The following is a 13,320-nucleotide window of genomic DNA, read 5'->3' as shown; positions in this document are numbered from 1 at the left end:
CCCCATTGCCGTGCGACAGCGGCTTTCATAATTTCACGCCAACCGCGGCTCTTTTTCGGGCCGCATCCGGCCGGTCCCGGCCTGACAACAAGGACTTGCGATGACACGCGGCACACTGCGCTCCGTTCTTTCGATCGGCTTCCTCACCCTTTTGACCTCGTCTGCCCTTGCGCAGCAAACGACCACGCCCGCAGCCCCTTGTGGCGGCGACCTCGCTTCCTTCCTGCAAGGCGTCAAGGCGGAAGCGATTGCCAAAGGTATCCCGGCAGAAGCAGTCGACCGCGCGCTGGCTGGCGCTGCGATTTCCGAGAAGGTGCTGAGCCGCGACCGGGCGCAAGGCGTCTTCAAGCAGAGCTTCACCGAATTCTCCCAACGCACCGTCAGTAAAGCGCGTCTGGACGTGGGCGCGAAGAAGATGAGCGAATATGCCGCCGTCTTCGAGCGGGCGGAAAGGGAATTCGGCGTTCCAGCCCCGGTGATCACGGCGTTCTGGGCGATGGAGACGGATTTCGGCGCCGTTCAGGGGGACTTCAACACCCGCAATGCGCTCGTGACGCTGGCGCATGATTGCCGCCGCCCGGAAATGTTCCGCCCGCAGCTGATTTCGGCGATCGAGATGGTCCAGCACGGTGACCTTGACCCGGCAACCACCACCGGTGCCTGGGCCGGCGAAATCGGACAGGTGCAGATGCTGCCGGAAGACATCATCGCTCAGGGCGTCGATGGCGATGGCGATGGCCATGTGGACCTCAAGCAAAGCGCGCCGGATGCGATCCTGACGGCCGCGAAATTCATCAAGAGCCTCGGATTTACCGCCGGCCAGCCATGGATTCAGGAAGTTATCCTGCCGGAGAACCTGCCTTGGGAGAAGACCGGCTTGCAGACCGGCATGCCCGCCGGCGACTGGTTTGCACTCGGCGTCGAGCCGCGCGACGGCAACACCACATTTGCGCAGCTTACCGCCTCGGTCGTCATCCCGCAGGGACGCCACGGCGTCGCCTTCATGACCTATCCGAACTTCAACATCTATCTCGAATGGAACCAGTCGTTCATCTACACGACCTCGGCCGCCTATTTCGCCACCCGGCTCGCCGGTGCACCTCCTTACGAGACGCACACCCCTGAACAGGGATTAAGCGACGAGGGCATGAAGGCCCTGCAGGTGAAACTTCAGACCATGGGCCACGATGTCGGCAAGATCGATGGCATCCTCGGTTCCGGTACGCGCACGGCGCTGCAAAAGGAACAGTTGCGCCTCGGCCTGCCTGCCGACGGTTGGGCCACGGAAGCGGTTCTCAACGCTCTTTAACGTCGGTTCCCCTCTCGCTGTGCAAACGCGCCTGCCGCCGATGGTGGCGGGCGAGCCGGAACGCGCGGTAACGCAGCCGGAGGGACCAGCGGGCGTCCGCAAGGGCTGCCCCTCCTTTCGACACCTCGCTCAGTTCGCGTGCATAGGCGACCGCGAAAGCCTCGCGGTAGGTCGAGAGATGTTCGGAAGCGATGTTCTCCAACCGGTGCATCACGCTGACCCACAACGGCGATACCAAGAGCGTGACGGCGGTGACGGCGATCGCCACCTTGTAGGTGTCGAACTGCAGCACGCCGGCGCTCAAGCCGGCAGCCGCCAACACGAAGGAGAATTCACCGATCTGCGCCATCGACAGGCCGGCGATCAACGCGATCTGCGGTGACGATCCGGTCTTTCTCAGCAGGAAGATGTTGAGCACCGTCTTGGCGGCGATGACGATCAGCGCAGCACTCAGCACCGACCAGAAATTCTCTCCGATGAAGGTCAGGTCGATCAGCAGGCCGATCGACAGGAAGAAGACCACCAGCAGCACGCTCTGGATCGGCTCGATAACCGGGATGACGCGGCTGCGCAGGGTGGAATTACCGATGACGATGCCAGACAGAAAGGCGCCATAAGCTGGCGACATGCCGGCAAGACCGGAAATCGCAGCAGTGCCGAAGCAGACGGCAAGGGCGCCGAGCGCCAGTATCTCGACCTTGTCCTCGACGGCCTCGCTGTACGGAATCCTGAGTTTCCCGTGCCGGCCGAACCACCAAAGCAAGGCGGCGAGGATGGCGATGGCGATCAGCATCTTGACCGCGATCGTGCCGATACGCACCTCCTCGCCGCCCAGGCTCGAGACCAGGATCAGCATGGGCACGACCGCGATATCCTGGGCAATCAGCACGCCGACGGCAATCCGCCCGGTTTCGCTGCGCAGTTCGCCCATGTCCTCGAGCATCTTCATGGCAACGACGGTGGAGGACATGGCGATGACGAAACCGAGGATCAGCCCTTCCGCCAGGCTTGCCCCGGTCATCAAGGCAATCAGCCCGGCGGCCGCGATGGCGGCGATAACCTGACCGCCTGCGACGAACAGCGCCTGGCGCAGGCTGAGCACGAAGGCCCTGATCGAGAGTTCCATGCCGATAAAGAACAACAGGACGACGACGCCCATCTCCGCTAGCAGCGTGACGTTGCCGCTGGAGGAGATGAAGCCAAATCCGGTTGGCCCAAGCGCGACGCCTGCCAGGATGAAGCCGACCAGCGGCGGCTGGCGCAAACGGAGGAAGCCCAGCCCAAGCAGCGCTGCGACCGCCACGACGATCGCGATCGAGATAAGCCCCTGTCCGTCATGCGCGGCAGCGGCCATGGATTGTGTCGTCAGCGGCTCCAGCAGATCGTCCTTCATGTCGATGAGGCTATGTTCAAGAATCGGGTGGATAAATCCCGCCCAAAACCTTAACCCTCGCTATGTTCCGAATGAGGCAGGGGAAGGTCAAGTCGTATGCATGCAAAAACGGATAGTCTGCAGCATCGGATGACGCTGGCCACGTGGGGGCTTCTTGCACTGCTCGGGCTGATCTGGGGCGGTTCATTCTTCTTCGCGCGCATCGCCATCCAGCATGTTCCGGCCCTCACGCTCGTTCTCCTGCGGGTGGCGATCGCAGCACTCGCGTTGCACATCTATGTTTTTGGCCGCTACGGCATCTACCGCGAACTCCAGGCCCGCTGGCGGCAATTCTTGCTGCTGGGGCTGATCAACAACGCCATTCCGCATACCTTCATCTTTCTCGGCCAGACGCAGATCGGCGCGGGCCTCGCCGCCATCCTCAACGCGACGACACCGGTCTGGACCGTCTTGATCGCCAATGCGCTGACGCATGACGAGAAGCTGAGCCTTGCCAAGATAACCGGGTGCCTGCTTGGCCTTGCCGGAACGGCTGCGCTGATCGGCCCAAGCGCCCTACCCGGGCTGACGACGTCGGGCAGCAACATTCCGCTCTGGGCATTGCTCTTTCCGCTCATCGCGGCAATCAGCTACGGTTTTGCCGCAACCTACGGCAAGCGTTTCAGAGGGGTGGCGGCGCCGGTGACCGCGGCCGGGCAACTGACCGCATCGACGCTGATCATGCTGCCGCTCTCGGTGGTCATCGACACGCCCTGGCACTTGCAGGTACCACCGCTGACCTCCGTCCTAGCGGTCCTGGCCCTGGCGATGCTGTCCACCGCCTACGCCTATATCCTGTTCTTCCACATCATGAGCCGCGCCGGCGCGACGAACACCTCGCTGGTGACGCTGCTGGTACCGCCAAGCGCAATCCTGCTCGGTTTCCTGTTCCTCCGGGAAACGCTTGAACCGACAGACATCGCCGGCATGCTGCTGATTGCCGCCGGACTGGTCGTTCTCGACGGCCGTATCCTACCTGGCCGTCTAACCTGAAGGCACCGGAATCGGAACTGTCCGCGCGGAACGCAAATGTGTCTATTCGGTCACTCACAGCGCATTTCAGTGCGTTACATTAACCAGATCGAAGACATTATGAAAAAAATGTGGCGGCAGATAAAATGTTTTTTAATCAGCATGTTAATCCTGTGCATAACCAATTTTTAAGCCTCAGGCACTGCAGCGCAGCATAACTTTTCCTTTCACCCGTGACATTTTCACCCTATGTTTCGTGCGTTAACGCAAGGAGGGCCGGTTATGGGAATAGCACATTCGTTGAATGTCCTCATGATAAGTGCAGCGTTCGTTTTCGTAGCAACCATGCTTTTCATCTGAAAACGTCAGGCAACAGTCCAATCGGTAACAAGGACTATAATACCGTAAATCAATTGCAGCATGATCGAGCAGGTTAGTGGCTCTACCGAGCACTGCGAAGCGAGGCAGCCGGACAATCAAAACCCTTGAGACCATACGGTCTCAAGGGTTTTTCTGTTGGCATGTCACCCCATAGGGTTCCCACGATCTTCGGTTTCGGCCAGAAGTGGCCTCAACGCCGCCGGCAGCGACGAGAAGCCGATTAGGCCGCCGCGCCCGCCGCACGAGACGGAATGGCCGCGGACGTGTCCCGCTGGAATCCGACGAGATCGCAGACGGCGGCGACGAGCGGCGACCGGTTCATCGTGTAGACATGGAAATCACGGATACCGCGCCGGGCGAGATCGACGATCTGCTCAGCAGCGATGTGGGTCGCTTCCTTGAAGCGTTCCAACGGGCTCTCGTCGAGATGGATCAGTCGGGTGACGATCGCCTCCGGAACCCGCGCCCCGCACAGCCCGGCAAATTTGCTGACCTGCGCCAGGTTGTTGATCGGCAGGATACCCGGAACGACGGGAATCGTGATGCCGGCGCGCCGCACGCGTTCGAGGTAGCGCTCGAAATCATTGTTGTCGAAGAAGAACTGGGTAAGCGCCCGCGTTGCGCCGTTATCGACCTTGCGCTTGAGCATATCGATATCGGCGGCGACGTCGGAGCTTTCGGGATGCTTTTCCGGATAGGCGGAAACGGAAATCTCGAAATCGCCTCTTGCCCTGATCGCCGCGACCAGAGCAGCCGCGTTTTCATAACCGTCCGGAAAGGGCTCGTAGCGGGCGCCGATCCCGCCCTGCGGGTCGCCACGCAACGCCACGAAATGCCGCACGCCGCCATCAATGAACTCGCTGACAATCGCATCCACCTCTTCCTTGGCCGCTCCGACGCAGGTCAGATGTGCGGCCGTGTTCGGAAAACCGTCGTGGATCATCCGCCGCACGGCCGTCAGGGAGCGCGCCTTGGTGGAACCGCCCGCGCCATAGGTCATCGTCACGAACGCCGGGTTGAAGGCGGCGAGATCCTCGACAGTCTGGAACAGCTGCGTTTCCATCTCGTCATTCTTCGGCGGGAAATATTCGAAGGAGAGGCTCAGATTGCCGCGTTCGGCCGGGTAAAGGGTGTGTATCGGCATGTCAGGTCCTCCCGGCATAGGCTAGGGCCTTGCCGCCCGCGGATAAATCGGCAGCGGCGGCCTGCCGCTGGTCTCGGGCAAGCCATATGGTCACCGTCAATTGCCGGTCTCGGTCCTTTTCCGGAGCAAGATCGACGACCTCTTCGACACTGAGCCCGGCCTTCTCCAGCCATTCCGCCATGGTCTGGCGTGAAAAGCCGAGACGCATATGGGCATGATCATCGCGCAGATATTCCAGCGCGTGCGGGGCGAGATCGATGATCGCCAGCCGGCCGCCGGGCGACAGCATGCGGGCAGCCTCCACAATCGCCGCCTCCGGCTGCTGCAGGAAGTGCAGGACCTGATGAATGGTCACCAGATCGAACTGGCGCCCGTCCAGCGGCAGGTTGAAGATATCGCCATGCCGGATCGATGCCTTGGTGATGCCGGCCCGATCCAGATTGGCGCGGGCAACGGCCAACATGTCACGGCTGGCATCGACGCCGACGCCGCGCCGGTAGAGCCCCTCGAACAGTTGCAGAATACGCCCGGTGCCTGTGCCGAGATCAAGCAGCCCATCGACCGGTTCAGTGCCGACGACCTTTTTCAGCGCAGCCTCGACGTCCGCCTCACTGACATGCAGGCGGCGCAATTCGTCCCATTCGGCGGCGTTGCGACTGAAATAGGCCTGCGCCTTCTCCGAGCGCGCCTGTTTCAGCGCCATCAGCCTTTCTGCATCGCGCGTCAACACCGCATCCGAGACGTCGGAAGCGGCGAGCAGATCACGTACCAGCGCGACGCCCGCGCCCTCGCCTCTCAGACGAAAATAGGCCCAGGCGCCCTCCTGGTAACGATCGATCAGCGCGACTTCGGCGAGCAGTTTCAGGTGGCGCGAAATTCGCGGCTGCGATTGGCCGAGAATTTCGGTAAGATCGGTGACGGTCAGGTCGCCGGCGGCCAACAGAGCGAGAAGACGCATGCGCGTCGGCTCTCCCGCCGCCTTCAGGACGTCCACCAATGCGTCCAGTCCAAGCCCTTGTTCTCTCGCCATCACACCCTCATCAACACATAAAGATATGTTTATGTGATTTTCGCGAGTGCTGCAAGATGAAATGTGACGCCATGCGGCAACGTCCACAAACGGAAAAGGCGGCCACAAGAGCCGCCTTCCGATCGACAGGGTACTACGAGGCGCCCGAGAGGTCCCTCGCGGCCGGCACTCAGCGGGTCAGACGCTTGTAGCTGACACGGCTGGGATTGACCGATTCCGGGCCAAGGCGGCGGATCTTGTCCTTCTCGTAATCCTCGAAGTTGCCCTCGAACCATTCGACATGGCTGTCCCCTTCGAAGGCAAGGATATGCGTGGCAAGACGGTCGAGGAACATGCGGTCGTGGCTGATGATCACGGCGCAGCCGGCGAAGTTTTCCAGCGCGATTTCCAGCGCCGCCAGCGTTTCGGTGTCGAGGTCGTTGGTCGGTTCGTCGAGCAGGAGCACGTTGCCGCCGGCCTTCAGCATCTTGGCAAGATGAACGCGGTTGCGCTGACCGCCGGAGAGGTTGCCAACCTTCTGCTGCTGATCGGTGCCCTTGAAGTTGAAGGCGCCGCAATAGGCGCGCGAGTTCATTTCGAGCTTGCCGAGCCTGATGACTTCGGCGCCGCCGGAAATCTCTTCCCAGACGGTCTTGTTGCCATCCAGCGCATCGCGGCTCTGGTCGACATAGCCAAGCTTCACCGAATCGCCAACCCGGAAGCTGCCACTGTCCGGCTTCTCCTGACCGGTGATCATCCGGAACAGGGTCGTCTTGCCGGCGCCGTTCGGTCCGATGACACCGACAATGCCACCCGGCGGCAACTTGATCGACAGGTCGTCGATCAGTATGCGATCGCCGTAACCCTTGGTGATGTTCTCGGCCTCGATGACGACCTGACCAAGACGTTCGCCGATCGGAATGATGATCTGGGCATCGCCGAGACGCATTTTATCAGCGGCATCAACCAGTTCGTCATAGGCCTTGATACGCGCCTTCGACTTGGCCTGACGGGCCTTCGGGCTGGAAGCGATCCATTCCTGCTCGCGGTTGATCGCCTTGCGGCGGGAGGCGTCCTCGCGGTTTTCCTGCTCCATGCGCTTGGCCTTGGCGAGCAGGTAGGCCGAATAGTTGCCCTCGTAGGGAATGCTGCGACCGCGATCGAGTTCGAGGATCCAGCCCGTCACGTTGTCGAGGAAGTAGCGGTCGTGGGTGATCATCATCACGGCGCCCGGATACTGGCGCAGATGGTTTTCCAGCCAGCCGATGGTTTCGGCGTCGAGATGGTTGGTCGGTTCGTCGAGCAAAAGCAGATCCGGCTTGGAGAGCAGGAGCTTGCAGAGCGCCAGACGGCGGCGCTCACCACCCGAAAGGCTCGTCACGTCGGCATCGCCGGGCGGGCAGCGCAGCGCGTCCATCGCCATCTCGACCTGGTTTTCCAGATCCCACAGGTTCTGGCCATCGATGATGTCCTGAAGGCGCGCGCCCTCGTCCGCCGTCTCGTCGGAATAGTTCATCATCAGTTCGTTGTAGCGCTCGATGATGGCCGTCTTGTCGGCCACGCCTTCCATGACGTTTTCCATGGCCGTCTTGTTCGGGTCGAGCTGCGGCTCCTGCGCCAGATAACCGACGGTCGCACCCTCGGCGACCCAGGCTTCCCCGGTAAAATCCTTGTCGAGCCCGGCCATGATACGCAGCACAGTCGACTTGCCGGAGCCGTTCGGGCCGAGGATACCGATCTTGGCGTCCGGGTAAAACGACAGATTGACATTCTCCAGCACCTTCTTGGTGCCGTAGGACTTGTTCAGCCCGGACATATGATAGATGAATTGACGTGCCATAAAGAGACTGCTCCGACGGAATGGGATTTTGCCCGCTATGTAGGCGAATTATCCCGACGGAGCAATGAAGAAACCGGCTTTAACTCAGCCATTCACTAAAGCCCGGCAGCATCGACAATCCCCCTGCCGCATTTGAAATCGGTATCTCCGGCAGCAAGGATCAGCGGTGACAGGCGAGCCCCGGCCGAGACATCGCCCGAAAGCCCGATCGTCAACCCCGTGATGACGCTACGCTCACCCGCCTTCTGGCAACGCATCCGCACCCGGCCGCCGGCCCCCTTTCCAAAACTCGCGTCGAACGCCTGCTTGATCTCGCCCTCCGTTATCTCCTGTCCGAGGCGACCGGCGAACAGGCTTCGCACCGCCGAGCCGTTGAGTTCGTCGAGAAGATGGAGCTGGATGGCAAAATAGTCCTGCGCCGTGCCGCCCTGGCAGGTGCCGCTGCGCAGCCATTGATGCCGGTCGAGACCCGACTGGGTTCCCGGCATGGCGATCAACAGCTTCGCCGCCGTTTCTTCGGCCATCGCCAGCTGCGGCAGTTCCAGCCAGTCGCCCTTCTTGTCACGCGCCCGAACATCCGCCGCGACGCCACAGTAACTCTTCTTCACCGGCCAGAGACCATGCAGGGAAAAATGCGTCGCATCGTAGCGTTCGGCGGTCTGGCCAACGCATTCCTTCCGCTTTGGTCGCGTCTCGCAAAATCCCGGCTGCCAGCTGACGGCGAGAATATACTCGGTCTTTCCTTTCGGTGCCGCCGGCTCTTCATCGGCCAATACCGGGGACGCGGCCATAGCGGCTAGGACGGCAAGAGCCAGACGGCGCAGAAATGGCATAAAGATATTCGCTTGCATGAAAGCCCCTCCTGAAAATAGAACAAAACAAGATCAATTAGAGACTAAAACGGGAAAAATGCAACCTATAATCCTTATCCGACCAATATTTCCTGACCTGATGCGAAACGGACACCAAGCGGAGATTGCCTTTCGCCGACAAATCAAGTTGATAGCAGGGACGTGCAGGAACTTCGCCTGGGAGGGTTGGCGTGTTTGCCAAGGTCGAAACGTTGCAAAGCCCGAGCGGTGCTTCCCTCGTCTGGCGGCGTCAGCCGGCTGCTCGCCCGGAAAGAGGCATACTGATCGTCAGCCACGGCCTAGCCGAACATACCGCCCGCTACACCCGTTTCGCCGAGTTCATGGCCGGCCACGGCTTTCACGTCTATGCGCACGATCATCGCGGACATGGCGCAACCAAGGCCGGAGATGCGCCGCTTGGCCGGTATGCGCACCGGCAAGGCGCAGACAAGGTGCTGTGCGACGTCAAGGCAATGCGCGACATGGCAGCCGCCAATCATCCCGGCCTTCCCGTTATCCTGTTCGGTCATTCCATGGGCGGGCTGATCGCGCTCAACGCGGCAGAGAGCGATCCCGGGCTCTATGATGGGTTGGCGGTGTGGAACTCGAACTTCAATCCGGGCCTTGCCGGACGTGCCGCACAGGTCATTCTCGCCGCCGAAAAGATGCTGAAGGGGTCGGACGTGCCGAGCCGCCTTCTATCGAAACTCACCTTCGACGCCTGGGGCCGGTCCATCAAGGACCGCAAGACCGATTTCGACTGGCTGTCGCATGATGCCTTTGAAGTTCAGAAATATGTGGACGATCCTCTCTGCGGTTTCGATGCCAGCGTCTCGCTGTGGATCGACCTGTTTGACCTGACATTCCTGGGCGCGCGGCGCGATCGATTGCGACGCCTCCCCCCCAACCTGCCAATGCATCTCGTCGGTGGCGGCGAGGATCCGGCCACCAACGGTGCCCGGGAAATCAAGTGGCTGGCCAGGCGCATGCAGGCGGCGGGACTGAAACGCGTGACGACGGTCGTCTATCCGGCGATGCGTCACGAAACGCTGAATGAAACGGAACGCGAAAGCGCCATGCGGGATTTTGCCAGCTGGTGCCTCACTGTTGTGGAACAGCGGACATAACGAAGGCATGGCATGAGCAATATTTCTTGCAAAGCCGGCAATCGGCGCGATCATCATCGCGTCCGGCCCCTAAATCATCTGGCGCGAACGCAGGATCAACAACAGCGCCAGTGTGGCGCCGATGTCGCCTGCAATCTGACAAAATAGTTTTCACAAGGCTTTGGGAGGAGCGGACATGAAGACAGGCGGGGAGTTGATCGTAGAGGCGTTGAGGGCGAACGGCGTCAAGCGGATCTCCTGCGTGCCGGGAGAAAGCTACCTCGCGGTGCTCGACGCCCTTTATGACACCGAAATAGACGTCGTGGTCTGCCGTCAGGAGGGCGGCGCGGCGATGATGGCGGATGCCTGGGGCCGCCTCACGGGCGAACCTGGCATCTGCATGGTGACCCGCGGTCCGGGTGCGATGAACGCATCGGCCGGCCTGCATATCTCCCGCCAGGATTCGATCCCGATGATCCTGTTCATCGGCCAGGTGCAGCGCGATGCCCGCGAGCGCGAGGCCTTTCAGGAAATCGAGTACCGCCGCGCCTTTACCGAAATCGCCAAGTGGGTCGGCGAGATCGATGACGCAGCCCGCATTCCGGAATTCGTCACCCGCGCCTTCTCGGTCGCAACCTCCGGCCGCCCCGGTCCGGTGGTGCTGACCTTGCCGGAGGACATGCTGACCGAGAGGACCGAGGCTCCAGCGGCCAAACCCTATCAACCGGTTGAAAGCCATCCCGGCCCCGGGCAGATCAAGGCGCTCGAAGGCCTGCTGGCAAAAGCCGAGCGGCCGATCGCCATTCTCGGCGGCACGCGCTGGAGCGAGCGAGCCATCCGGCAGTTCCAGGCCTTCGCGGAGCGGTTCGATCTGCCGGTCGGCTGCTCCTTCCGCCGCCAGATGCTGTTTGACCATCTGCATCCGAACTATGCCGGAGACGTCGGCATCGGCATCAATCCGGCACTCGCCAAGGAAATCCGTGAGTCGGATCTTTTGCTCCTGATCGGCGGCCGCTTCTCCGAAATGCCCTCCTCGGGCTACACGCTGCTTGATGTGCCCTACCCGCGCCAGACGCTGGTGCATGTGCATCCCGATCCCGGCGAACTCGGCCGTGTCTACCGCCCGGATCTGGCAATTGCGGCGGCGCCCGCCGATTTAACGGCTGCCTTGGACGACTTGAAGCCCGCCGTTGCGCAGCAGCTGTGGCGCGATCGTACTACAGCGATGCACCAAGCCTATCTGACCTGGTCCACCCCACCGGAAACTGGCCCTGGCGATGTGCAGATGGGGCCGATCATGCAGTACATCGAGGCGAATACGGCCGAGGATACGATCTTCACCAACGGCGCGGGCAACTATGCGACCTGGCTGCACCGCTTCCACCGCTTCCGCCGCTTCAACACCCAGGCGGCTCCAACATCAGGTTCGATGGGTTACGGCCTGCCTGCGGCTGTTGCTGCAAAACATCTCTTTCCTGAACGCGAGGTGATCTGCTTTGCCGGTGACGGCTGCTTCCTGATGCACGGACAGGAATTCGCGACCGCCGTGCGCTATAACCTGCCGATCATTACGCTGGTGATCAACAACGGCATCTACGGTACCATCCGCATGCATCAGGAGCGGGACTATCCGGGCCGGGTGAGCGGAACCGATCTCACCAATCCGGACTTTGGAGCCTTCGCCCGCGCCTATGGCGGCCATGGCGAACTGGTGGAAAAGACGGAGGAGTTTGCCGGCGCTTTCGAGCGTGCCCGGCAGAGCGGCAAACCGTCGATCATCGAGATCCGGCTTGATCCCGAGGCTATCACGCCAACGCGGACGTTGAGCCAGATCAGGAATGGTTAGGCTTCAGGAGGCGCGAACGGCGCGCTCAAAAAAGCGCGCCGTTGGTAAAAACTCTCAGCCGCGAATGTGCTGGGTCTGCTGATACACATTGGTCGAGCGGGCGCCGGAGCGGCAATAGCCGAGCATCGGCCGTTCGAACGTATCCAGCGCATCGACCATGTCGCGCACGGCGTCTGCCGTCACGCCCATCGGGCCGACCGGAATATGGGTGATGTCGAGGCCGAGTTCCTTGGCACGGGCGGCGATGACATCGAACTGCGGCTGGTCCGGCTGCTCGAAGTCCGGGCGGTGGCAGACGATGGACTTGAATCCCATCGCCTTGATCGCATCGAGGTCTTCGACGGAAATCTGTCCGGTGACCGAATATTCATCATTGATCTGGCGAATGTCCATGGGAAAACCTTCCTGAAAATGGTGTCCGGACTGATGTAAGACTGGCAGCGCAAGGCGTCAATCGGAAAGCCGGTTTCAGCGGATCTGGAACGCCAGTGTATAATCCACCGTTTCTCCCGGTGCGAGCATAGGCATCTCCCCCGCAGCAGCAAGATCGGTCCGTTTGGCAATCCGGTGGGACACCGGTTCGATGCTGATGACGTCGGCCGGGCCGCGCTGGCATCGCCACATCTGGAGGAACGGCAGGGTTGCCGTCGAAAACCGGACGATCAGCGTGCGGCCGGACAAGGCCTCGAATGGACCAAGGCTCACCTGCGCCCAACCGTCTATGGCCGTTGGCGCGGCCGGCAGACAGAAGTGTGCGCTTTCGCCATCGCCGAACCGCCATGGCCATCGCTCGTTGCCGAACATTGTCCCGGCAATATACGTGTCGTCGCCAAGCATCCGGCCACCGATGTTGACATGATACATCAGCATCGGGGCGAATGGTTTGGCACCCGTATTGGTAACCCGGTCCGACAGCAGAACCTGTGATTCATCCGTGCTGATCGCCCAGCGCCGCGACACCAGCGCCGTCCCGCCATTGGCAAGCGGAACCTCGGTTTCGGCAAGACAGCAGAGCGGCTCGTCCGGTGCGGACATCTCGGTCCGCCGCACCGGCGTGCCGCAAAGCGAACCATGCAACGGAAACCTCCGCCCGTCCTTAAAACCCTCGACTGGTTCCGGATGGCGGATATGGTCCGGGCCGCAGGTGAAAAGGAAGCCCCGCAGCGCATGGTCGATGCGCCGGTCGCCGTCCGAGGGGATCGCCGTGCCCGGCGAAATATCGACGCCGTCGACGACGAAGGCACCGATATCCAGCGCCGACCGACGGTCGAGCAGGATCTGGAATTCGCCTTCCCCGTCCCGGCCAAACATGGTGAGCGGCATCGAACATCTCCCCCATGAGCGTGAGTCGGTGTGAACCGCCGACAATCAGCCCGGGAAATCTAAATCAAAGAAAGCGCCAAATCTGCCGCTTGAAACGCGCAACCCAC

At 61.4% G+C, this 13,320-nt stretch carries 11 protein-coding genes; 4 read left to right on the top strand and 7 right to left on the bottom strand.

Annotation, left to right across the window (positions count from 1 at the left end; translation table 11 throughout):
- Positions 1-100: 100 nt before the first annotated feature.
- Positions 101-1,309, top strand: coding sequence for a lytic murein transglycosylase (locus ACSQ2Z_RS08705; RefSeq protein ID WP_436080834.1), 1,209 nt, complete (start codon positions 101-103; stop codon positions 1,307-1,309).
- On the opposite strand, the gene ACSQ2Z_RS08700 is transcribed toward ACSQ2Z_RS08705, so the two are convergent.
- Positions 1,296-2,702, bottom strand: a complete 1,407-nt coding sequence (locus ACSQ2Z_RS08700; RefSeq protein WP_436080833.1) for a cation:proton antiporter domain-containing protein — start codon at positions 2,700-2,702, stop codon at positions 1,296-1,298. The two genes, ACSQ2Z_RS08705 and ACSQ2Z_RS08700, sit on opposite strands and share 14 nt — an antisense overlap.
- A gap of 96 nt (positions 2,703-2,798) precedes the next feature.
- On the opposite strand from ACSQ2Z_RS08700, the gene ACSQ2Z_RS08695 reads away from it, so the two are divergent.
- Positions 2,799-3,734 (top strand): DMT family transporter, encoded by a 936-nt coding sequence (locus ACSQ2Z_RS08695; protein ID WP_436080832.1) that lies wholly within the window; start codon positions 2,799-2,801, stop codon positions 3,732-3,734.
- A gap of 580 nt (positions 3,735-4,314) precedes the next feature.
- On the opposite strand, the gene metF is transcribed toward ACSQ2Z_RS08695, so the two are convergent.
- From metF to ACSQ2Z_RS08675, 4 genes are all read right to left on the bottom strand, one after another.
- Entirely contained in the window at positions 4,315-5,238 is a 924-nt protein-coding gene (gene metF / locus ACSQ2Z_RS08690) for a methylenetetrahydrofolate reductase [NAD(P)H] (protein ID WP_436080831.1), read from the bottom strand.
- Position 5,239: 1 nt separating this feature from the next.
- Positions 5,240-6,268, bottom strand: a complete 1,029-nt coding sequence (locus ACSQ2Z_RS08685; RefSeq protein ID WP_436080830.1) for an ArsR/SmtB family transcription factor — start codon at positions 6,266-6,268, stop codon at positions 5,240-5,242.
- A gap of 169 nt (positions 6,269-6,437) precedes the next feature.
- The gene (gene ettA, locus ACSQ2Z_RS08680) at positions 6,438-8,087 is read right to left on the bottom strand and encodes an energy-dependent translational throttle protein EttA (protein WP_436080829.1); all 1,650 of its coding nucleotides are present in this window, start codon (positions 8,085-8,087) and stop codon (positions 6,438-6,440) included.
- Between the two features lie 95 nt (positions 8,088-8,182).
- Entirely contained in the window at positions 8,183-8,878 is a 696-nt protein-coding gene (locus ACSQ2Z_RS08675; RefSeq protein ID WP_436083027.1) for a ribonuclease T2, read from the bottom strand.
- A 251-nt stretch (positions 8,879-9,129) separates the two neighbouring features.
- On the opposite strand from ACSQ2Z_RS08675, the gene ACSQ2Z_RS08670 reads away from it, so the two are divergent.
- Complete coding sequence (locus ACSQ2Z_RS08670) at positions 9,130-10,065, top strand: alpha/beta fold hydrolase (RefSeq protein ID WP_436080828.1); 936 nt, start codon at positions 9,130-9,132, stop codon at positions 10,063-10,065.
- A 175-nt stretch (positions 10,066-10,240) separates the two neighbouring features.
- Positions 10,241-11,890 carry a thiamine pyrophosphate-binding protein gene (locus ACSQ2Z_RS08665; protein WP_436080827.1) on the top strand — a complete coding sequence of 550 codons (1,650 nt, stop codon included), beginning with the start codon at positions 10,241-10,243 and terminating at the stop codon, positions 11,888-11,890.
- Positions 11,891-11,944: 54 nt separating this feature from the next.
- On the opposite strand, the gene ACSQ2Z_RS08660 is transcribed toward ACSQ2Z_RS08665, so the two are convergent.
- A complete protein-coding gene (locus ACSQ2Z_RS08660; protein WP_436080826.1) occupies positions 11,945-12,283 on the bottom strand; it encodes a TIGR01244 family sulfur transferase in 339 nt (112 codons plus the stop codon).
- A 75-nt stretch (positions 12,284-12,358) separates the two neighbouring features.
- Positions 12,359-13,213, bottom strand: coding sequence for a DUF4432 family protein (locus ACSQ2Z_RS08655; protein ID WP_436080825.1), 855 nt, complete (start codon positions 13,211-13,213; stop codon positions 12,359-12,361).
- Positions 13,214-13,320 lie beyond the last annotated feature (107 nt).

It is taken from the genome of Pararhizobium sp. LjRoot235 (assembly GCF_964254145.1).
GTDB lineage: Bacteria > Pseudomonadota > Alphaproteobacteria > Rhizobiales > Rhizobiaceae > Pararhizobium.
Note: the sequence above shows the minus strand (reverse complement) of the source record. Positions and strands in the feature narration are given on the sequence as shown.